This is a genomic window from Bacillus sp. CZDM1 (assembly GCF_055502545.1).
Genome location: NZ_JBUESO010000008.1, coordinates 176,711 through 198,700, shown reverse-complemented (window position 1 = coordinate 198,700; position 21,990 = coordinate 176,711). Strand labels below are relative to the sequence as shown.

The window sequence follows — 21,990 nt, the reverse complement described above, 5'->3', positions numbered from 1 at the left end:
TTTGACGAGTTTGTGAACTTAAAGAAGCGGTGATAGCAACCTTGCTGTTGACTCAATTAGCCGCAAACCAATATGCCTTTTCCTAAATGAGGTTAATTCAAGCTCTTTTGCATATTCTAAGTCGTTAATATATTCTGCCACTAGCTTTTGCGTACTTTTTGTCCGAAATAAAAAAGCATTAACCTCGAAATTCAAATGAAAGCTCCGCATATCCATATTTGAAGTCCCTATCGAGGCAAGTTCATGATCAACAATTACGATTTTACTATGCATAAACCCGCGTTCATATTCATAAACCTTTACACCTGCTTCCAATAGTTCTGGAAAATAGGAACGTGAGGCATGAAAGACAATTCGTTTGTCAGGCCGGTTAGGTACAAGCAATCTCACATCAATCCCACTCAGGGCAGCCACTTTAATCGCTGAAAAAATATCCTCATCAGGGATAAAGTATGGTGAGGCAATCCAAACGGACTCTTTTGCAGATGTAATCATCGAGAAAAAAATATTTTTTATAACACTCCATTCATTATCCGGACCCCCGGCAATCAGCTGAACTCCACCATGATTTTTTTCATCTATTTGCGGAGACAAATATTCTGCTGTTAGGAAGCTATGATTGGTCATATAATACCAATCTTGTAAAAAAATTAGCTGCAGTGAGCGAACGGCTTCCCCTCTTAACATTAAATGGGTGTCTCGCCAGTAGCCATAGGTTTGATTCCTGCCTAAGTATTCATCACCAATATTTAGCCCGCCGACAAACCCAATCATTCCATCAATTACAATAATTTTTCGATGATTTCTGAAATTAAATTTATTATTTAAAAATGGCAGTTTAACAGGACCGAAACACACCGTTTCTATTCCAGCGTTTTTAAGATCGTTGATATACTTTTTGGATAATTTCCAAGAACCTACTGCGTCGTATAGGAATCGGACTTCAACCTCTTCTGCCGCCTTTTCAATTAATATTTCTTTAATTTCTTGTCCAATCCGATCATCCCGGACAATATAATACTCGATATGGATGTGATGCCTGGCTCTATTTAATTGCTCAATAATGTGATGAAAGGTTTCCTCACCGTTGGTTAGTACCTTCGTAGAGGTATCAAATGAAATCGGACTGTTCCCCAATTTTTGTGCCAAAGTAAATAGCCTTGCTTGGTGCTCGGCCATTAGTCCCAGTTTTTCTTCACTTCGCGGATCATTTTCACCCTCCACGTTCAAAAAAGCTTGTTTATCAAGAAAATATTTCTTCCGATACATTTTCTCCTTACGATAATTTCTTCCGAAAAGTAAATAGAAAAAGAAACCCACTAGTGGGAAGCTTCCCAAAACAACTAACCAGGTAATCGTTTGTGTTGGATGTCGATTCTCTAAAAAAATAACGAATGAAATAAATATAACAGACAACGTTATTAAAAGACTCAGAAAACCAAATATCCCATCATGTATATACTCCTTAAGGAAAAACATAAGTACGGATAGAACAAGTACAAACAATACAACCCTTACTGTGTTTTTCAGTCTCATCACCCTCAAAAAGAAATTAACCTATGTAAAAAATACCGATTTCAATAATCGAAATCGGTACGTTTATTTGAAATGCTTTCTTATTTCAGCAAACACATTCTTAGCAATTATCTCTTTACCATACTCTTGAATACGATGAATGGTTAACTGTGTTTCATAACCATATTCTAACAGGATACTTAGGATATCATCAATTTCGTCCTCTTCAAACAAATCTTCAGGAAACTCAGTATATAAATAATATTTATTATCAAAGTTGTACAATACAGTGATTAAATCATCAAGTCCGCCTCGATTTGACAACATAATGACGTCTTCAAAATCTTTGAATGCAATTAAGAACTCTAAAGCCTCTTCTTCAAGTATAAGGTCATCATCATTGCGATGTCCTGGATTGAAATGATGATCCAAGATATCTTCAATATTGCCATCAACAGGTAAATCCTTTAATTTATCATTTGGAATTGGAAGCTCAAACTTTTGTCCATCCTTTGAAACCTGCGCTTTTGTTACAAGAATTTCCAGCCCTTTTTCTAATGCCTGCACTTGAATCCATAAAGGTCCTTCCACAACAAACTCTTCTTCATGATGGACTTCATCCATCATCTCCCAAAAGAGTTCTTCACTTCGCTCCCGATTGTACCAAATTTCTTCACGATCAAAGCCTCGTTCTTCTATATCACCATAAGAGATGTAAAACTTTACTGTATTCTCATTAATTCGTTCGATTTCCATCCTTACCTCTCCCTTCCGTTTCCATATTGAAGGGACAAAATACCCCCAGCAGACAATGCTTTTAGCAATTTCCCAAAGAATTATAGTAATGTAAAAAAGAATATAATCCTTGTACTTTCATTTTATGACAAAAGTATTAATTTGGGAAATAAAATTACCTTTAATTGCAAAAACCATTAATTTGCCTATTAATTAGATATTCCTTACATTGTAACAAAATGACAGAGAAATCTCAAATTAAATGGCATCAAGAACAAAAAAAGCCCTCAGAATGAAGGCTTAATCAATTTAATTTAATTCACCATACGCTGGGCTTCTCTTAATTGGAAAGTTCGAACCCTCCGCGGTAGAAACCGTCTAATTTCATCTTCGTTATAGCCAACCTGCAAACGCTTTTCGTCGATAATAATAGGACGACGTAATAGCCCAGGGTTAGCTTTAATTAATTCGAATAAATCTTGTAATGGCATAGTGTCTAAGTTCACATCTAACTTTTGAAAGGTCTTAGATCGTGTAGAAATAATTTCGTCAGTACCATCTTCTGTCATTCGAAGAATTTCTTTAATTTCTTCAATTGACAATGGCTCAGAGAAAATATTTCGTTCAGTATATGGAATTTCATGTTCTTCTAACCATGATTTTGCTTTTCTGCATGATGTACAACTTGGTGAAGTGTATAATGTTACCATTCGTCTCCACACTCCTCTTTTTATTCCAACCCAAATCTATAGTATATCCATCTAGTTCTTAATTTAAAATTATTATAAATAAGTAATTTATATCATTAATTATACACCACTGTCTCTAAAAAAGGTATCCTTTTTTCAAAATTTATTGAATGTCCAATAAGTAGCGTTTATTATTAGTTTCCAATATATTAGACGATTATAACGCAAAAAGGTTTCATAATTTCAAAAGGTTTTTATCTTGTCATACTAAAAAACAAACTTAAATATTCTTCGCTTTAATCATTACTTTTATGTAGGTATTCACAGATAATGGTGAAACGAAATACAAGAATAATTTTCTCAATTAATACCCTCAGATTGAAAACGTATTCATTTTATTGTAACTATATCGTTTTTTATTCTTTTCCCTCTTTTAATAACGGTCAAGTTCTTTTAAAATGAATATGAGGGGTTTTACAATACACAGTGTTAATCATAATTTTTGAATTCGAAAAATGGAGGTTATATCATGGGTGGGTACATAGCTGATTTATCAATGGTTGCAATTCTTATTATTGGTATTACTGCCTTTATGGGTGTAATAACGAATGGTTTCGGCGAAAAGGTCTTCGGAGGAAAAAAACGATCTGAATTCGTTGAACAAAGTGCAAGGTTCCAAACACAGTGGAAAAACGTCGGCGGGAAAAAGAAGTAACATTAACTGACTTGATTACCAGTATATATTTATTTATAATAGATATAAATAAAATTATTAGCTTTAGCGATGATGAAGAGTAGTACGTATTTTCAACCGATTCAGAGAGTTTGTGGCTGGTGAGAACAAACACGGAAAAATACCGAATGGACTTTTGAGCTTCTTTTCCGAACTTCTATTTAAATAGTAGGAAAAGACGTTTTCCTTGCGTTAAAAGGATACCAGACTATCATCAGGATGGTTCTGGAATTGAGTGACTCTTTTGAGTAATTTAGGGTGGTACCGCGAACCATTCGTCCCTATCGTTGTGGGACGAATGGTTTTTTTTATTTTTATATAAATTAGGAGGAAATCGGTCATGAAAACAATTTTTTCAGGAATTCAGCCAAGTGGTACGATTACACTTGGAAATTATATTGGGGCTATGATGCAGTTTGTTGAATTGCAAAATGATTATAATTGTTACTTTTGTATCGTCGATCAACATGCGATAACTGTACCACAGGATCGTTTAGAACTTCGAAAAAATATTCGCAGTTTGGCTGCACTTTACCTGGCTGTTGGTATTGATCCAGATAAAGCAACCTTGTTTATCCAATCAGAGGTTCCAGCACATGCGCAGGCTGGATGGATGATGCAATGTATTTCTTATATCGGTGAATTAGAGAGAATGACTCAATTTAAGGATAAGTCAGCGGGTAAAGATGCGGTTTCGGCAAGTTTATTAACCTATCCGCCATTAATGGCTGCTGACATCCTTTTATACAATACCGACCTAGTTCCTGTTGGAGATGACCAGAAGCAGCATATGGAATTAACGCGCGACTTAGCGGAAAGATTCAATAAAAAATATGGGGAGATTTTGACCATCCCAGATATTCGTCTTCCTGAAGTTGGCGCACGAATTATGTCGTTACAGGAACCAAACAAGAAAATGAGCAAATCTGATCCAAATAAGAAAGCTTTTATTACCCCATTAGATGAACCAAACCAAATTACGAAGAAAATTAAAAGTGCTGTAACAGACTCTGAGGGAATTGTTAAATTTGATAAGATTAATAAGGCTGGAATATCTAATTTGCTATCTATTTATTCCATTCTAGGTAATAAGACAATCCCAGAGCTAGAGGAAATGTATCACGGGAAGGGCTATGGGGATTTCAAAGGTGATTTAGCTGATGTAGTCGTAAATGTATTTAAACCGATTCAAGAAAAATATAATCATTTAATGGAATCCAGCGAACTCGACAGGATTTTAGACGAAGGTGCTGAAAAGGCAAACCAAGTTGCAAGCAAAACCCTTAAGAAAATGGAAAATGCAATGGGACTAGGAAGAAGGAGAAGATAAAAAAATGCACGGCCGCGAATCTATCGCGGCCGTGTTTTTAATTTACTTTAGGTCCATGCTCCATTTCCCATAGCTTTTCAAAAAATGGCTGACCTTTTATTAGATTTTCACAAAATGTTTCATGTCGTCTAGTCCAGCCGTATTTTGTTTCCTCAAACAACTGCTGCCAAGCACATTCAAAATTCAATTCTTGAATGGCTGAATATCGCTCAGGACACCATTCAGTAAACCAATATCGAACTTCTGCTTCATTCTTTGATGTATGTAATTGATCTAGTGCCATAAATAATAGCTGTTTTAGTTGTCGCTCTTTTCGCGTAAGGCCAGTCATCAATACAGGCTCTGGTGATAAAATATGAAAATCCTTATCCACTGAAATCTTTTGGAAATGATATTGTTTTGCATCGTGGGCTGCAATCATCTCATACACTAACTGCTCTTGCCTTGGAATTAACCTGCTCTTTCTAATCGGTATCGAATAACCAATTGTATCGACAGCTAAAATCCCCACTCCATCTGTCACCACAAAGCAATACTCCAGTTGAACTCTTTCATGGTTTTTTCTTAAATAGGCCTTTTGAAAAATATCATCTAGAAGCTGTTGAGGTAGCTCTGAGAGATCGTTCTCAATATAATTAAAGAGAATCGGTTCAACTTTTAACAAAGGAGCTTGGTCTAACAGCTCAACACCGTCATCTTTGCGCCATTCATGAAAGTGGCACACATTATATCCGTTTTCTTCACCTTCAAACCAATTAACCCAAACATCATGAAGATACAACATTGTACAACCCCTCACTTCAAGAAACTGTTTGTCAATCAGTATGGGCAGACATAAGTTAATTTATTCCTGAGTTGGAATGTATAAAAAAAAAGCCTATTTTTTTCGGCTTTTTTTAGAAAGAATATCTTCAGCGGGTAAATATTTCTTTGCTGGTAAAGTAAAGGATAATTTTGTAGAGTAAGAATGGACTTGATAATAATCTTCCACAATTTTAAATCCGGCTGCGTATCCAAGTAATTTAGGAAATCTTCCTTCTCCAAATAATAACTCATCGTGTTTTCTTGAACTTTTTTTTAAATCCAAATTTTCATGCAAATAATCCTTCCACCAATTTTCAAATTCAGTGTCCGAATACAAGGTACACCAATCAGCTAAATAGTTTCTCCCACAGTGAACTAAAACGGAGTACTCTGCAAGCCCTTCAATTATGATTGAATCCAGTAAGGTATACTCTTCGAATCTTTTAGATTGTTTATTTAATCTGCAAACATGATGGTACTCATGAACAAATAGCGCCTCTAACTCTTTAGAAGTTATACGGTTCGAAAGAAATAAAAACATTTTATCCGGGTAGGAGACTCCACCCTTCACTTTTTCTGTTTGTCTAGAAAAGAAACTTCTATCTTGGCCGATTGGAAACAGATAGATGGGGATATCTGGTCCTCCCCATTTCTTTTTATAATCCTGGAAAATAAATTCCACTTCTTCCCAAACGTTATTTTCTTTCAACGAAGTGAAAATTTCCTTAGTCGTTCTTGATGGCCGATACATCCCAAATTCTATTAATTGATTATAAATTTTTGAAGAACTTAGCCCTTTGAAAGCAGGGAGCAGCTTTTCGCATATTTTAGTTGGACGATTAAACTCCTCCTCCAGCCACTTATCTGTTCGAATGATACCCATTTCCTCACTCCACACATACCATTTTTTACATTTTATGAATGATATGAAAAGTGGTTCGGAATGGTTGTCCTCATAAAATATAAAAAGCCGACCAGGATCCTTTCCTGGTCAGGCTGCTTATTTTTCATATTTTTTGAAGACTATCGTTGCATTGTGTCCGCCAAAGCCTAACGAGTTACTCATTGCTGCTTTAATTTCTTTTTGACGTGCCTTATTTGGAACATAATCTAAATCACATTCTGGATCTGCTGTTTCATAATTAATGGTTGGAGGCAGAATGCTCTCTTTCATTGCCAGTACGGTAAAGATTGCTTCAACACCACCTGCTGCTCCAAGAAGATGACCGGTCATTGATTTAGTGGAACTGATTGCCAGATTGTATGCATGGACTCCAAAAACTTCCTTCACTGCAAGTGTCTCGAATTTATCATTATACTCCGTACTAGTTCCATGAGCATTAATATAATCGATCTCATCAATATTTAGTCCGGCATCATTTATCGCCATTTTCATCGCGCGCGCGCCGCCTTCACCACCAGGGGCTGGTGCTGTTATATGATAGGCGTCACCAGTTGCACCATAGCCCACAATCTCAGCATATATTTTTGCACCGCGGGCTAATGCGTGCTCTAATTCTTCAAGAACAATGATACCAGCACCCTCACCGATAACAAAGCCATCACGATTTTTATCAAAAGGTCTGCTTGCACTTTTGGGGTCTGGATTTGTAGAAAGAGCCGTATTCGCACAGAAGCCAGCTACTGACATTTTTGTAATCGGCGCTTCTGCTCCACCAGTAATCATGGCATCAGCGTCACCACGCTGAATGACTTTAAAGGCGTCACCAATTGAATTGGTTCCTGTTGCACATGCAGTTACTGTACAAGAATTAAATCCTTTTGCTCCAAGTGATATTGAAACTTGACCAGTTGCCATATCAGGAATCAGCATTGGTACAAAGAATGGACTTACCCTGCGATAACCTCTTTTTTGAAAGATTTCATATTGTTCTTCAAATGTTTCCATTCCACCAATACCGGAACCAATCCACACTCCAATACGGTCTGCATTTTCATCAGTAATCGTTAGATTTGCATCTTCAACAGCCATCTGTGCTGATGCAACCGCATACTGAGTAAAACGATCCATTTTTCTTGCGTCTTTTCTATCCATATAGGTTTCCGGATTAAAGTCATTAATCTGTGCAGCAACCTTTGCAGGATACTCATCAGCATTCACTCTTGTTAATGGTCCAATGCCGGACTTCCCCTCAATAATCCCTTTCCATGTTGTTTCAACATCATTTCCAAGCGGAGTAACCGCCCCAACACCTGTAACCACAACTCTGCGCTTTTCCATTTGTGACATCTCCTTTAATACACTTCATGGTATATTTACCTACCCTTTTATTTACCCCATCTAAATGCAATTGCACCCCAAGTTAATCCACCGCCAAATCCTACCATAACAACAAGATCATCGTCTTTGATTTTTCCAGCCTCTATTTCCTCAACGAGAGAAATCGGAATAGACGCAGACGAAGTATTTCCGTATTTATGAACTGTCTTTGACATTTTTTCAACCGGCAGCTCCAGCCTTTGTCTTGAGGCCTCCATAATCCGGATATTGGCTTGGTGAGGGATTAAGAAATCAACATCATCTTTTGTCAGTCCAGCCTTTTCAAGAACATGAACACAGCTTTCCCCCATCTGACGCACCGCAAATTTAAAGACTTCCCGTCCATTCATAATAATATACTCATCTTGATATAAATGCTTAGCACCAGTACCATCTGCACCAAGTTCGAAAGAAAGAATTCCTCTATTTTCAGAAACCTCTCCAACAATTACAGCTCCAGCACCGTCTCCAAATAGTACTGCAGTGTTTCGGTCATTCCAGTCGGTTATCTTTGAAAGTTTTTCAACACCCACTACTAGAACATACTTATAAGCTCCTGATTCAACAAACTGCTTTCCGGTAATAATACCGTACATAAAACCTGCACAGGCTGCACTAACATCCATCGCTGCAGCTTTTTTCGCACCTAACCGTTCTTGAAGCATACATGCAACGGAAGGGAATGGCTGATCTGGTGTTACGGTTGCGACCAGAATTAAATCGATATCTTCAGGCGTGATTCCTGCATCTTCAATTGCCTTTTGTGCAGCTGCAAACCCCATATCAGAAGTGTTAGTATTATCATCTGCGATACGGCGTTCTTCAATGCCTGTTCGTGACCGAATCCATTCATCTGATGTATCCATTATTTTTTCTAAATCTGCATTTGTTACTATCTTTTCTGGCAAATACCTACCAATCCCAACAATTCCAGCGTTCAAGGAATCATCTCCTTATATAATTAATCTTTAGTTATTATCAATTATTATGACTTGGTACTAATTTTATCAAATAAAAGTGTATTTAAGCAACAATTAAATCACCAGCCCCGCTTACGTCCATACCATTTGTTCATAAACTTCATAATCTAAAAGGAGAATGATTACAACCAGGAGGGGCTTAAAATATGGGGAAAGAAAGTCATAAGGATGACCGATTTTCAAGGATGATGTTTGGCGATAGAAGAGAGAGTATACGAGGCAGTCACCATAGTGTTCCTGATTCGAATCCATCTTCACTTGATATTGAATCAATAATCGAAAACATAAGCAAATTAAGGGATACCTCCCAAAACTTAAAACCTTTATTTCAAATGGTTTATCCTTTTGTACAAGGATTTTTAAAGAAAAAATAAGCTGCCGTTATATACGGTAGCTCTCAGTTTGTCGAGAAAGGGTATTTTTCTCGACAATTTTATATTTTATCAGAGTCTAACCTACGATTTTTTAAAAAATTCGTGCCTGCTCAATGGCCTGTTGATTTCCACTCCAGGTGCTTCGCTTTCCGCGGGCGTGCCGGGAAGCCTCCTCGGCGCTGAAGCGCCTGCGGGGTCTCCCCCTGCCCCGTACTCCCGCAGGAGTCTTCGCACCTTCCGCTCCAATCAACAGGGGAGCATTAAATTAGAATAGCCACACACTTTCTCTAGCCTCGTTAAAAACAAATTCTGCTTCATTTTGTATCTCTTTTTTCGGCTTAAACATTTAATCCACCGTCCAATTAATATTAATTATATTATACCTAATTAACGCGGTGAATTATAAAAGTTGTTGATAAAGTCTTCTTTTCTGAAAGATTGTGCCATTATCAATATTGATAGCAAGGAGTGGATTGGAGCGAAAGGTGCTTGACTCCTGCGGGATGTAGAGGAAAGGTCGAGACCCCACAGACGCACAGCGTCGAGGAGGCTCGACTTCCTCCCCGCGGAAAGCAAGCACCTGTAGCGGAAAGGAACGGTCCGTTTGTATACAAAAAACAATATTCTATTAGAGAAGAGCCAAAATAAAAGACTGTCGAGAGTTTCTCGACAGCCTGAGCTGCCGTTATATACGGCAGCTTTTAATTTATTTGCTATTTAAGCGGTGTGCATGGTCAATTTGCTCAGTCAATCCTTTTGCAATCGAAACGGTACTTTTAACAGTAAATATGGTTATATTATCTTCCATGGTTTCCGCTTTTCTTTCGATTGAAGCTTGTTCATTGATACGCAGGAAGGAAGCACATAAATTCCATTGATCGCTCTTCCCACTTTGGAGTAAGTATCGCCCAGGCTGCTTGTTTTCGATTATTTCTATTATAGACTGCACAGCATCATCAACAAATATTGCGTCACTTGTCTCTTCACGCAGTCCTCTAAACGGTTTTCCCCTATTCATTTCAGTCAATATTGAGTTTTGAAACATAAAGGTATCTGGCTGCCATGTACCAAATATAGTTGGCAGGTAGAGTAACTGGATATCTTTTTTCTTAGCTTTTGCTCTATTTATGAAATCATCGATAACAATTTCAGCCTTTGATCCAAATTCATTTGCTAACATTTGGCTATGGACAAGAATAACAATTTGTTCCCAATTGTTCTGACTTAATAAATTGAATAACTTCTCTTCATTAAGTAAGTAATCTTCCTTATATCGCATAAATAGATCGTAAGCAGAAAGTACAATACTCTCATTATCAAATGAATTATTTGAAATTTCCTCTAATGAAACCTCATTAAAGTTAGCATTTCTACCGATTTCAAATCTCTTTTCATCTAGAATATCACGATCGTCTCCTGTTTCAATTTGTACTCCCCTAACTTCTATGCCTTTATCCAGTAATGCTTTGCATACATGAAAATTCACAAAGTCAAATACTCCAGCCATAACGACCTTGTCCATTACTATTCATGCCTCCCCGAGCTTCATTATTGAATCCTATGCGGCTTAATTCAGAAATATTTCTCATCCGGGGAGGAAGTGTCATAGTACTTTCTCAAACTGATTAAAAAACTTTTTCATCATATTTCCAAGCTGTTGTTTTTTTTCAGGAACTATATAAGTTGGACTAATATCTGTGTTAGCAAGTAATTGTTGTAGCTGTTTTGATTGATTATATGATTTCCCACTCGACATAATATGGATAATCTTTATTGGTACACCAAATTGTAATTTCACTTCATCATCCATACTTTCTAGTTCCTTAACAAGCAAAAGTGGATCAATCTTATGGGCAGCAGTTACTTCCCGCATTAATTTTTTATAAAAAAACTTATGTTCCTTTTCAAGTTCAATATGTTTTTTTAAGGAAAGTATCGGATTTAATAAAACTACTGATCGTAATTGCCCCTTCATCTTTTCCATTAATTTCACAGCAACAAGTGCTCCCATTCCCTCGGCTATCAGGTGAACTTTATTATTAAGGATCTCACTTCTAATTACTTGTTGATACAGCCTTTGTGCTAGGTCTACTGCTTGATCACTTCCCCAGTTTCGCCCATACAAATTTGAGGAAAAAATAGTATATCCTGATTCTTTCATTTGGTTGATAATGGCCAGTTTTCCTTCATTTTGAGTCCAAAAGCATTTGCTTTCGTCAACAAAATGTCTTTCATCCCCAATTATTAAAATTCCAAAACCTGTGGGCTTTTCAGGGTAATGGATGATATTCCACTGGGTATCCATCTGAAAATTCCGGTTCTCCATCGCTAAATCTCCTTTTACATATTTCCTCAAAATATTGTATGTGATTTCACATTAGATGAAAGGGAATATAGCCTAGCAAAAACAGATACCATCACTGTTTTTATCATAAATTTTAAGCGAATATGTGAATGTCAATTTTTGCGTTTATTATTTGAAAAGCATATGGTAATATTATTAGAGATGATAAATAGGGTAGAGGTGAAAGATAGTGCGATACTTTTGGACTTTTTTCTGGGCGTTTGTTTTAGTGCAAATGCTTTCATATGTAGTTAGTTCAATGACAGAAGGTGGAGTTTTCGACTTCAAGTCAGGGGCAATTATTTCTGTTGGTGTTTTCATTTTAATCGTTATTGCAACAGCTGTACTTCCTAATGAACCTGTAGAAAAACATTAATTAGTATTGAAAGGTCATCCATAATCTGGATGACCTTTTTATTTTCCTTCTCCAATGGTTATTGTTAATTCTCCATTTTCAGTTGTTACACTTACCACCGAATGATCTAGAACTTTACCAGCTATGATGGCCCTTGCAAGTTTTGTTTCGATATTCCTTTGGATAAATCGCTTTAATGGTCTTGCTCCATATATAGGATCAAAGCCATTTACAGCAATGTACTCTTTAGCACTATCAGAAATCGTTATTTCAATATCCTGTTCCTTTAACCTGCTTTGAAGTTCCTTCATCATTTTGACTACAATATCTTTTATTTCAGTTAACGATAAAGGTTTAAATAGTATCGTTTCATCTACCCTATTTAAAAATTCCGGCCGAAAATGGCTCTTTAATTGAGCAAGAACCTTTTCCCTCGTTGCCTCTGATATTTCAACTTCATTTTCATTTCGTTCCAGTAGAAAATGAGATCCAATATTGGAGGTCATGATGATGACGGTATTTTTAAAATCCACTGTTCTTCCTTGTGAATCCGTTATTCTCCCATCATCAAGTGCCTGCAGGAGAATGTTAAATACCTCTGGGTGAGCCTTTTCAATCTCATCCATGAGGATAACGGAATAAGGTCTTCTTCTAACAGCTTCCGTCAGCTGTCCACCTTCTTCGTACCCTACATACCCAGGAGGTGCTCCGATTAGCCTCGAGACAGCATGTTTTTCCATGTACTCAGACATATCTATTCTAATAATCTGCTCTTCACTATCAAATAAGGCTTCCGCAAGTGCTTTAGCAAGCTCTGTCTTCCCAACTCCCGTTGGTCCTAAGAAGAGAAATGACCCTATCGGTCTGTTTGGGTCCTTAATGCCGGCACGTGCCCGTAAAACGGCATCTGAAACCAATTGTACCGCTTCAATTTGTCCGATTACTCTTTCATGTAAGATGGATTCTAATCTTAGTAGTTTTTCTCTCTCACCTTCGACCAATTTTGAAAGCGGGATTCCTGTCCATCTTGATACGATATTTGATATCTCTTCTCCGGTAACTTCCTCGCGAAGCAGCCGCTCATTATTTGCTGTGGCTGATTCAAGCGCCAATAATTCTTTTTCTGCTAAAGGAATCTGACCATGACGAAGCTCAGCAGCACGGTTTAAATCATATTTGTCCTCAGCTTGCTGCAGTTCTCTTCGCAGCTTCTCAAGTTGTTCCCTTTTTTCCTGCAATTTTTGTATCCCTTGTTTTTCATGGAGCCATTGGGCTTTCATGCTGTTTGCCTGATCCTTTAACTCAGCAAGCTCCTTTAACAGGGAATCAAGTCTTTTTTTACTTGCGTCATCCTGCTCTTTCCTTAAGGCTGCTTCTTCTATTTCCAACTGCATAACTCTACGCGTTACCTCATCTAGTTCTGTTGGCATAGAGTCAATCTCAGTCCTGATTAATGCACATGCCTCATCTACTAAATCTATCGCTTTATCTGGCAGAAAGCGGTCGGTTATATACCTGTCTGATAATGTAGCAGCTGCAACAAGAGCTTGGTCATGGATTTTGACGCCATGGTGTACCTCGAATCTTTCTTTTAAACCACGTAAAATGGAGATTGTGTCCTCCACATTAGGTTCTTGAACAAGTACTTGTTGAAATCTACGCTCAAGCGCAGGATCTTTTTCAATATATTTTCGGTGTTCATCAAGGGTGGTTGCCCCAATACAATGAAGCTCACCACGAGCTAACATCGGTTTTAACATGTTCCCAGCATCCATAGCCCCATCTGTTTTTCCTGCACCGACAATGGTGTGCAGTTCATCAATAAATAACAAAATTTGTCCTTCGCTTTTTTTAACTTCATTTAAAACGGCTTTTAATCTTTCCTCAAATTCGCCTCTAAACTTTGCCCCTGCAATAAGTGCGCTCATATCTAATGAAAAAATAGTTTTATCTTTTAACCCCTCAGGAACGTCTTTTCTGACTATTCGCTGGGCCAGCCCCTCAACAATGGCTGTTTTTCCCACTCCAGGCTCCCCAATCAAAACAGGATTATTTTTTGTCTTTCTAGACAATATTCTGATAACATGACGTATTTCTGCGTCCCTTCCAATAACAGGATCAAGTTTGCCTGCCTTTACTTCGGCCACAAGGTCTCTTCCATATTTATTAAGCGCATCGTAAACAGCTTCAGGATTTTGTGATGTCACTCTTTGGTTCCCCCTTATTTCCTTAATTGCGGACAGGATGTATTCCGCCGTTTTTCCATTTGATTTAACTATTTTCCCCATTTCAGCGTCTTTATCGTAGCAAGCAGCTAATAAAATATGTTCGATAGAAATAAAGTCATCAGAAAACTTCGAAGCAAATTCCTCTGCGGAAACAAAAAGTCGTTGCAGCTTGGAGGTAATGTAGAGCCTTCCGTGCTCTGCACCACTGCCTGTAACCTGCGGCTTTTTATTTAGGGCGGTCTGTAATGCTTTTTCTACGCTTACCGTTGGGATATCTGCTTTTTCTAGAATTGCTTTTAATAAACTATCCTCTTGACGAAGAAGTATTAAGAATAAATGAAGTTCATCTACCTCTTGATGGCAGCTTTTTATAGCTAAGGACTGGGCATCAATAATTCCATTTTGTAACCGCTCTGTCATACGATTTAAATCCATCATTTCCACTCCTTTGACCATTACTGACCTTTATAAATTTATTATATACGAATATGTATTTAAATATAAAATAAAAGCCATCCGCTGGGGATGACTTTTTTCGAATGATTTAAGGTTTACGCTGGTAAGTCCAAACACGGTCGTCATTTGATGTTTCTGGAAACCTGTCTCCTGCTTTAAGCTTTATCATCTTAGGATTATTGACATTATCTCCTGTGTCACCCACTTCTATATATACGCCATTATTAGGTGCCTTTTTTCCTGATTTAAACTGTCGGTTTTGACCCATTTTTGTCCCTCCTTTTCATGTACATCTTTATTATTTCCATTTAATCCAGGGTCATTAAAGGAATTATTATGTAATGTACGGCTAATTTTGACGATTGTATGAACTTATGCCACAATCATTGATATATAAGCTTAGTTTTCAATATAATTATAGTATTATCTACCCCTTTAAAGGTGGTTTTTCTTATGCAGTCAATAAAAGAAATTCCTGTAAAGTTAACACAACTGTTTGATACGGTTCACCATATGAAGAAAATTGAAAAAGGCACTTTTCTGTTCCAGGAAGGTTCCACAGGAACTGAATTATATATCGTTCAAAGTGGAATCATTCAAATCAGCAAGATTATCCCTGATGGGCGCGAACTTACACTAAGAATGTGTTCAAGGGGAGACTTTATTGGAGAACTTGATTTATTTTCTCCTGCACCTAAATATTTATTAAGTGCACGTGTTGCTGAAAGCGGCGAAGTAGCTGTTATTATGAAGGATGTTCTTGAGGCGAAGCTTGCAAACAACAATGCTCTCTCGCTTGAATTTATGAAATGGATTAGTATGCAGTATCGGAAAACACAGACCAGATTTAGAGACCTTGTCCTGCATGGTAAAAAAGGTGCGTTATATTCTACACTCATACGAATTACTAATAGTTATGGCATAAAAACTAATAAAGGAATCTTAATTGAACTTCCATTAACCAATCAAGAATTGGCTAATTTTTGTGGAACATCACGGGAAGTAGTCAATCGGTTACTAGGTGATTTAAGAAAAACAGGCATCATTTCAATCGATAAAGGGTCCATTACCATTCATGATTTGGATTATCTAAAAAATGAAATTGATTGTGAGGACTGTTCTACGGAAATTTGTAAAATAGATTAAAAAGAAAAGCGCTGGAGCTAGACAAAAAAATCGGTCACATGACCGATTTTTTTATTTGCCGCTTTCTTCTACATTATGAGCAAGTATTCTTAACTCTTTTGAAATCACTGTCACTGTAATATCCTCAAGTATATGAAAAACTGGAACCGCCAAATGTTCCCTGACCACATCTATCAAAGCTTGATTCCAGACAAGGACTGCCTTAATATTCGTTACATAGGTAATCAGAGAAAGATCGTTCTCATTTCTAAGAATCAGTAATTTGGGATACACTTGTTTCTTATGACCTTCAATTAAGATAATATCAGGTCGAAAAAAATCCATAAATCTAATTTGTTCATCCAGAGTCAAAAAGGATTCATCTGCCTGCAGGACTAGTCTCCCATCGCCTTCAACCAAAGCAGCAAGAGCTCCTGCTTCTAGATGCCTGGATGAGTCCTTTTGAGGTATAACATCTGGCCTTCCCCCGTGTCCATGATGCTTGATTGTAACAATTTTAATACCCTCATTTTTTAAGGCTTCAATTAGTTTTAATATAAAGGTGGTTTTACCACTATTTTGGTATCCTACTACTTGAAAGATGATTGGCTTTACCAAGGCCATACACTGCCATCTTGGTCTTCAAGTAACAGGATATCAACCTCATCTCCAGCTTGAAAGCTTCTTGTACCTCCTGGAAGAATCATTAGAGAATTAGCTCCTGATAGACTCATGATGATATTGGATTTATCTAATCCACTCGGTGTCGCACTTAATCTGCCCTTTTTTACAGAAAATGCACTGCGGACAAATCTTGTGAATGGGTTTGCTTTTGGAAAGTCAACCTCTAGAACGGCTTTTTCTTTTCTTAGATGTGGACTAGCAGAAAACAGCATTGTGCGTATAATTGGTCGAGCAAACAACTCAAAACCAACATAACAGGCAGAAGGATTACCTGATAAACCAAACAGTAGTTTCCCTCCTAATTGAGCTACTGTTGTTACACTTCCTGGTCTCATTGCCACTTTATTAAATAACACCTCAGCACCAAGCTTTTCATAGATCGCAGGGAGATAATCAAAATCACCAACAGAAACGCCGCCCGTTGTGATGAGGATATCTACTTTTTCTATAGCACTTTTTACGGCTGTAAAACAAGTATCAAAAACATCAGGGAGCTTACCATAATAATGGACGATTGCACCAGCTCTTTGAATTTGAGCCGCTATCATATGTGAATTACTATTTCGGATTTTACCAGGTACCAATGCCTCATCCACTTCGAGCAATTCCGTTCCAGTCGCAAACAAACCTATAATGGGTTTTTTAGCAACGGGAACTTGGTGGTAGCCAAACGTAGCCAGCATGGCTTGAATACCAGGGTTTATTAATGTGCCCTTTTTTACCAGGACTTCACCTTCTTTGGCATCTTCTCCCCGGAAGGATACGTTATCCCCCTTATTAAAGCTTCGTTTTATCGACATATAAGGGGTCCCTTTTTTGTCATAGTCTTTTGCAACCTCAAACATGACAACTGCGTCTGTACCTTCAGGCATCATTGCTCCGGTCATAATTCGAACTGCTTCGTGTTCTTTAATTGTCATGGAAGATGTCATTCCCGCACCAAGATGGTCGACAACTTTAAATTCTAGTGGATTATTTGCTGAAGCTTCCTTAGTATCTATAGACCGGACAGCGAAACCATCATAAGGTGCTCGATCAAAATGAGGGACATCACTTGTTGCAATTAAGTCTTCTGATAAAAACCGTCCATAACTTTCATCGATAGAAACAAATTCTGTTTTACCACTTAACTGAAATTCCATTATTTTTTTAACTGCATCCCCAATCGGGATAGGCTTTCTTCTCTCTAACAATTCCATCAACTCCTGCAGGAAACAAATACTTTATATATAAATTTTTTATACATATTTCATTATAAGCCTATCGAAAAGTCTCTAATATAGCAAACATCACACCATTAAACAAAAAAATAGTAAATACTTTTGTTTGTGTGATTCAGGTCACCTATTTTTTCAAAGAAATACCTTATCCTTAAGGTAGAACTAATAATAAAAACAAAATATTAGGAGGAAAATATGATTACTTTCCCTTTTTCTACAAATACATTGGTTAAAGATATCGTAAATGAACTGCCAAAAACAAGCGATGTTTTCAAGAAATTCCGCATTGACTTTTGCTGTGGAGGCAATATTCCACTATCCGAGGCTATTGCAGCAAATGGATTAAATGAAAAAGCACTAATGGATGAATTAAAAGCAGTATTTGAAAAGTACAGTTCAACTGAAACGGACTTAGAAGTTTGGACGAAATCAGATTCAACTACCATCATTGATCATGTTATCAACCATTATCACCGTACATCGGAAGAAGAATTAACATTGCTTAGCCCTTATGTTACCAAGGTTTCACGTGTTCATGGCGATAGTCACCCAGAACTTTTAAAGGTTAATGAGCTATTTTATGAATTCAAAAAAGAATTAATGGAACATATGGAAAAAGAGGAAGCAATTGTATTTCCGTTAATCAAACAACTTGCCGATGGTACGGTTGAAAATCGTGAAGAAGCTATTAATATGATTGTAGAGCTTGAAAAAGAACATGATCATGCTGGTGAAATACTTAGACAGATTCGTGCTATTACATCTGACTATGCGCTTCCAGCTGATGCTTGTGGAACGTACACATTAGTATACAAGCGACTAGAAGAACTAGAAGGACTAACATTTATGCATGTACATTTAGAAAATAATATCTTGTTCCCTAGATATATTAATTAGATGTTTAAAGGGGCTGAACAATCAGCCTCCTTTTCTATGTAAAAAACCTCTCTTGTGAGTAGAGAGGTTTAGCCGCCTATATATGACATTTCAATTTTCTTGCGGTTCTTTGCTGTCTCTTCTGTTCTTTCATCTGAATACCTGTCATTTCGATTATTCCAAATAGCAGAGATTCGGTTTTTCAATTCCTCATCTGTGGCACCGTTTCTCATAAAGTTTCGAATATCATGACCATTCCCATTAAATAAACAAGTGAAAATTTGTCCATTTGCAGAAAGTCGAGAACGCGTACAGCTGCTGCAGAATGATTCTGAAACAGAAGAAATAAATCCAACATTTACATCTGTGTTTTGATAATTATATAATTTTGCGACTTCGCCAAAATAGGCAGGGTCAAGAGACTCTAATTGATAGTGTTCCTTTAATAGGTCATAAATTTGCTTTTTGGTGATGACATCATCCATTTTCCAGCCATTAGATGAGCCTACATCCATATACTCAATAAAGCGGAGCTCCAAGCCATTCTTTAAACAAAAATCAGCCATTGGGATGATTTCCGAATCGTTGAGGCCTTTTTTAACGACCATATTGATTTTAATTTTGAGACCAGCCTTCTTAGCTGCCTCAATCCCATCTAAAACTGGCTGTGTGCCAACACCACGACCGTTAATTTTTCCAAACAGCTCATCATTTAAAGTATCAAGGCTAACATTGACTCTTTGAAGACCAGCCTTTTTTAATTTATCAGCAAGTTTGGGAAGTAGAACTCCATTTGTCGTTAAAGCTATATCTTTTAAACCCTCAATCTTTGCAAGCTTTTCCACCAATATCGGAAGATCTCTTCGAAGAAGTGGTTCACCGCCAGTTAGACGTATTTTTTCCACACCAACACTTATAAAAGCCTTTGCTATCCGCTCGATTTCCTCGTATGTCAGCAGCGCACTTTTTGGCAGAAATTCAAAATCATCGCCAAATTGATCGGCTGGCATGCAATATTGACAGCGGAAGTTACAACGATCGATTACTGAGATTCTTAAATCACGTAATGGTCGATCTAATTTATCTTTAATAATGGTCTTTTCCATTCGTATCAACTCCATTATTTTAAAAGCGAATAATATAATACAAGTGTACCTGCTACTAACAAAAAATACTGTTACTTTATTCACTATCATAACATTTCTTTTTCTATTTATTAACGCTTTCATTGAAGATTTATTAACAGTTGAAAATAAAATCCGAGAGTTTTCACTATATTGTCATTGTTTACTCCGTTAAAACTTCAAAACTTACGATAAAATAAGACTAACGAAAATAGAAGAAAAGTACTAAGGATAAACAATACCTCTGAGGTGAGAATACATGTTGACTAAAATTAAACCAACCCATTCCATAGAAATTAAAGAATTACTACGATTTTCCGATCGGAAATTTAGAAGTGAACGAGGAACCTATTTATTTCAAGAAGGTATGCTTGCAGAAGAACTTTATATTATTATATCTGGAAAAATTCAAATCAGTAAAATAACTTCAGATGGACGTGAACTCTCTTTAAGAATTTGTGGTGAAAACGATATCTGTGGGGAATTAACGCTGTTTACCGACAATCCAAGGTATTTACTAAGTGCCAGAGTTTTAGAGGAAGGTGAAATCGTTGCCATCAAAAAAGATGTCATCGAAAGTGAAATATTCCAAAATAGTAAGCTTGCCTTCGAGTTTATGAAATGGATGAGTGACCATTTCCGGAAAACCCAGACAAAGTTTCGTGATCTTGTCTTAAATGGAAAACGAGGAGCACTTTTTTCAACATTAATTCGAATGTCTAATAGCTATGGTATTCATAAAGAAAATGAAATATTAATTGATTTACCATTAACGAACCAGGAACTTGCAAATTTTTGCGGAACTTCAAGAGAGAGTACAAACCGTATCCTAAGCGAATTGAAAAAAGATAAAAAAATCAGTATTAAAAAAGGAAAAATTTCTATTTTAGATCTTCAATATTTAAAAGACGAGATTGGCTGTGAAAATTGCCCAGCCGTATATTGCAGTATTGAATAATAGATGGAAGCAATCATGAATGAATGATTGCTTCCATTTTTTTTATGATTGAACCTGTTTTTCTCTCATCGCTTTTGGAATATAAACACAGAATGGTTCGCTTTCTAGGTAATCTCCGGTCATCGCATAGGCTCTTGATCTAGAACCGCCGCATACATGGCGGAATTCACAAACACCACATTTTCCTTTATAGAGATCAGGATTTCTTAGTGATTTAAAAATTGGTGACTCGCGATAAATCTCCGCTAGCGGCGTCTCTCTTACATTTCCTGCTTTGACAGGTAATAAGCCGCTTGGGTATACATCCCCAATATGTGAGATGAAGACAAATCCATTTCCGTCATTGACGCCTTTAGGTGCTCGTCCAAGTCCGTCAATCGAACCTGTTAACCCCTGTTCTGTTAACGCACTCAAATAATCAATTTCCTCTGTCTGGTCCTTTGCCTCACGCATCTTTTGCTGAATAACAACACGTCGGTAATGCTGAGCAGCTGTTGTCTTAATATCAAAGGAAACGCGCTTACTAAGGTCATATAGCCATCTGAACACTTTCTCATGCTCTACAGGTGAGATCATATCAGATTCTTGACCTCTGCCTGTTGGGACAAGGAAAAAGACACTCCAAAGTACACAGCCTAAATCCTCAACCATTTTTGCCATTTCATCGAGGTACTCTATATTATATCTTGATATTACGGTATTGATTTGAATTGGAATTTCGAGTTCATGCAGGTATTTAATTCTTTCCATTGTAAGGTCGAAGGATCCCGCTGTTCCACGGAAGTGATCGTGAACCTCAGCTGTTGGACCATCGATACTAAATGCCCAGCGAGAAAGACCAACTTCTTTCGCCTTTTCAATTGCCTCTTTTGTAACATTTGGTGTCGCACTTGGTGTCATCGAAACTCTAACGCCTTTTTCAACTGCATATTTTGCAATATCAAAAACATCTTGTCTCATTAATGGGTCCCCGCCTGTAAATACAAGCATCGGATTATTCATTTCGTATATTTGATCAATTAGATTCTTACCTTCTTCAAATGATAGTTCACGTGGGTCTCTTTTTAATTGAGCCTCTGCACGACAATGTAAACAAGCAAGTTGACATGCGCGTGTTAGCTCCCAAATTACGATAAATGGATCTTTATTAAAGTCTCGGCCAAAAGCCATATGAAACGC

General features: G+C 37.2%; 22 protein-coding genes and 1 other annotated feature. Of the genes, 7 read left to right on the top strand and 15 right to left on the bottom strand.

Annotated elements, in window-relative coordinates; all coding sequences use genetic code 11:
- Positions 1-18 precede the first annotated feature (18 nt).
- The 3 genes from cls to spxA all read right to left on the bottom strand — a co-directional run bounded on the left by cls (position 19) and on the right by spxA (position 2,960).
- Positions 19-1,530 (bottom strand): cardiolipin synthase, encoded by a 1,512-nt coding sequence (cls, locus tag ACY3XC_RS19035; protein WP_464870009.1) that lies wholly within the window; start codon positions 1,528-1,530, stop codon positions 19-21.
- Positions 1,531-1,599: 69 nt separating this feature from the next.
- The gene (mecA, locus tag ACY3XC_RS19030) at positions 1,600-2,271 is read right to left on the bottom strand and encodes an adaptor protein MecA (RefSeq protein WP_464869918.1); all 672 of its coding nucleotides are present in this window, start codon (positions 2,269-2,271) and stop codon (positions 1,600-1,602) included.
- Positions 2,272-2,564: 293 nt separating this feature from the next.
- Positions 2,565-2,960: a transcriptional regulator SpxA gene (gene spxA, locus ACY3XC_RS19025; protein ID WP_045519743.1), complete on the bottom strand. Its 396-nt coding sequence runs from the start codon at positions 2,958-2,960 to the stop codon at positions 2,565-2,567.
- A 508-nt stretch (positions 2,961-3,468) separates the two neighbouring features.
- Here spxA and ACY3XC_RS19020 point away from each other — a divergent pair.
- Complete coding sequence (locus ACY3XC_RS19020; protein WP_179158323.1) at positions 3,469-3,654, top strand: hypothetical protein; 186 nt, start codon at positions 3,469-3,471, stop codon at positions 3,652-3,654.
- A gap of 60 nt (positions 3,655-3,714) precedes the next feature.
- Positions 3,715-3,958 (top strand) — a binding site (T-box leader).
- A gap of 54 nt (positions 3,959-4,012) precedes the next feature.
- Entirely contained in the window at positions 4,013-5,002 is a 990-nt protein-coding gene (gene trpS, locus ACY3XC_RS19015) for a tryptophan--tRNA ligase (protein ID WP_464869917.1), read from the top strand.
- Positions 5,003-5,039: 37 nt separating this feature from the next.
- On the opposite strand, the gene ACY3XC_RS19010 is transcribed toward trpS, so the two are convergent.
- From ACY3XC_RS19010 to ACY3XC_RS18995, 4 genes are all read right to left on the bottom strand, one after another.
- Complete coding sequence (locus tag ACY3XC_RS19010; protein ID WP_179158321.1) at positions 5,040-5,786, bottom strand: YjbA family protein; 747 nt, start codon at positions 5,784-5,786, stop codon at positions 5,040-5,042.
- A gap of 93 nt (positions 5,787-5,879) precedes the next feature.
- Positions 5,880-6,689 carry a DUF2268 domain-containing putative Zn-dependent protease gene (locus tag ACY3XC_RS19005; RefSeq protein ID WP_464869916.1) on the bottom strand — a complete coding sequence of 270 codons (810 nt, stop codon included), beginning with the start codon at positions 6,687-6,689 and terminating at the stop codon, positions 5,880-5,882.
- Between the two features lie 117 nt (positions 6,690-6,806).
- On the bottom strand, positions 6,807-8,048 hold the full coding sequence (gene fabF, locus ACY3XC_RS19000; RefSeq protein ID WP_464869915.1) for a beta-ketoacyl-ACP synthase II: 1,242 nt from the start codon (positions 8,046-8,048) through the stop codon (positions 6,807-6,809).
- 47 nt (positions 8,049-8,095) lie between these two features.
- Entirely contained in the window at positions 8,096-9,028 is a 933-nt protein-coding gene (locus ACY3XC_RS18995) for a beta-ketoacyl-ACP synthase III (protein WP_464869914.1), read from the bottom strand.
- A gap of 185 nt (positions 9,029-9,213) precedes the next feature.
- Between ACY3XC_RS18995 and ACY3XC_RS18990 the strand changes: the two genes are divergently transcribed.
- Complete coding sequence (locus ACY3XC_RS18990; RefSeq protein WP_464869913.1) at positions 9,214-9,441, top strand: hypothetical protein; 228 nt, start codon at positions 9,214-9,216, stop codon at positions 9,439-9,441.
- Between the two features lie 706 nt (positions 9,442-10,147).
- On the opposite strand, the gene ACY3XC_RS18985 is transcribed toward ACY3XC_RS18990, so the two are convergent.
- Together ACY3XC_RS18985 and ACY3XC_RS18980 are read right to left on the bottom strand one after the other, a co-directional pair.
- The gene (locus tag ACY3XC_RS18985; RefSeq protein ID WP_464869912.1) at positions 10,148-10,963 is read right to left on the bottom strand and encodes a hypothetical protein; all 816 of its coding nucleotides are present in this window, start codon (positions 10,961-10,963) and stop codon (positions 10,148-10,150) included.
- 81 nt (positions 10,964-11,044) lie between these two features.
- The gene (locus ACY3XC_RS18980) at positions 11,045-11,767 is read right to left on the bottom strand and encodes a lipase family protein (protein ID WP_464869911.1); all 723 of its coding nucleotides are present in this window, start codon (positions 11,765-11,767) and stop codon (positions 11,045-11,047) included.
- Positions 11,768-11,975: 208 nt separating this feature from the next.
- Between ACY3XC_RS18980 and ACY3XC_RS18975 the strand changes: the two genes are divergently transcribed.
- Positions 11,976-12,161 (top strand): YjzD family protein, encoded by a 186-nt coding sequence (locus ACY3XC_RS18975; protein ID WP_095249794.1) that lies wholly within the window; start codon positions 11,976-11,978, stop codon positions 12,159-12,161.
- 38 nt (positions 12,162-12,199) lie between these two features.
- Here ACY3XC_RS18975 and clpB read toward each other — a convergent pair whose 3' ends face one another.
- Both clpB and ACY3XC_RS18965 read right to left on the bottom strand, forming a co-directional pair.
- A complete protein-coding gene (gene clpB / locus ACY3XC_RS18970) occupies positions 12,200-14,803 on the bottom strand; it encodes an ATP-dependent chaperone ClpB (RefSeq protein WP_464870008.1) in 2,604 nt (867 codons plus the stop codon).
- 109 nt (positions 14,804-14,912) lie between these two features.
- A complete protein-coding gene (locus ACY3XC_RS18965; protein WP_179158313.1) occupies positions 14,913-15,092 on the bottom strand; it encodes a YjzC family protein in 180 nt (59 codons plus the stop codon).
- 185 nt (positions 15,093-15,277) lie between these two features.
- On the opposite strand from ACY3XC_RS18965, the gene ACY3XC_RS18960 reads away from it, so the two are divergent.
- The gene (locus tag ACY3XC_RS18960; protein WP_464869910.1) at positions 15,278-15,970 is read left to right on the top strand and encodes a Crp/Fnr family transcriptional regulator; all 693 of its coding nucleotides are present in this window, start codon (positions 15,278-15,280) and stop codon (positions 15,968-15,970) included.
- A gap of 51 nt (positions 15,971-16,021) precedes the next feature.
- Here ACY3XC_RS18960 and mobB read toward each other — a convergent pair whose 3' ends face one another.
- Both mobB and ACY3XC_RS18950 read right to left on the bottom strand, forming a co-directional pair.
- Positions 16,022-16,573, bottom strand: coding sequence for a molybdopterin-guanine dinucleotide biosynthesis protein B (mobB, locus tag ACY3XC_RS18955; RefSeq protein WP_464869909.1), 552 nt, complete (start codon positions 16,571-16,573; stop codon positions 16,022-16,024).
- Positions 16,561-17,826, bottom strand: a complete 1,266-nt coding sequence (locus ACY3XC_RS18950; protein ID WP_464869908.1) for a molybdopterin molybdotransferase MoeA — start codon at positions 17,824-17,826, stop codon at positions 16,561-16,563. The genes mobB and ACY3XC_RS18950 overlap by 13 nt, the downstream gene beginning before the upstream one ends.
- A 222-nt stretch (positions 17,827-18,048) precedes the next feature.
- Here ACY3XC_RS18950 and ric point away from each other — a divergent pair, with 222 nt between their 5' ends.
- Positions 18,049-18,750, top strand: a complete 702-nt coding sequence (gene ric, locus ACY3XC_RS18945; protein ID WP_464869907.1) for an iron-sulfur cluster repair di-iron protein — start codon at positions 18,049-18,051, stop codon at positions 18,748-18,750.
- A 68-nt stretch (positions 18,751-18,818) separates the two neighbouring features.
- Here the strand turns inward: ric and moaA are convergent, their stop codons facing one another.
- Positions 18,819-19,835, bottom strand: a complete 1,017-nt coding sequence (gene moaA, locus ACY3XC_RS18940; protein WP_464869906.1) for a GTP 3',8-cyclase MoaA — start codon at positions 19,833-19,835, stop codon at positions 18,819-18,821.
- Between the two features lie 277 nt (positions 19,836-20,112).
- On the opposite strand from moaA, the gene ACY3XC_RS18935 reads away from it, so the two are divergent.
- Complete coding sequence (locus ACY3XC_RS18935; RefSeq protein ID WP_464869905.1) at positions 20,113-20,811, top strand: Crp/Fnr family transcriptional regulator; 699 nt, start codon at positions 20,113-20,115, stop codon at positions 20,809-20,811.
- A 42-nt stretch (positions 20,812-20,853) separates the two neighbouring features.
- Here ACY3XC_RS18935 and ACY3XC_RS18930 read toward each other — a convergent pair whose 3' ends face one another.
- Positions 20,854-21,981, bottom strand: coding sequence for a TIGR04053 family radical SAM/SPASM domain-containing protein (locus tag ACY3XC_RS18930; RefSeq protein WP_464869904.1), 1,128 nt, complete (start codon positions 21,979-21,981; stop codon positions 20,854-20,856).
- Positions 21,982-21,990 lie beyond the last annotated feature (9 nt).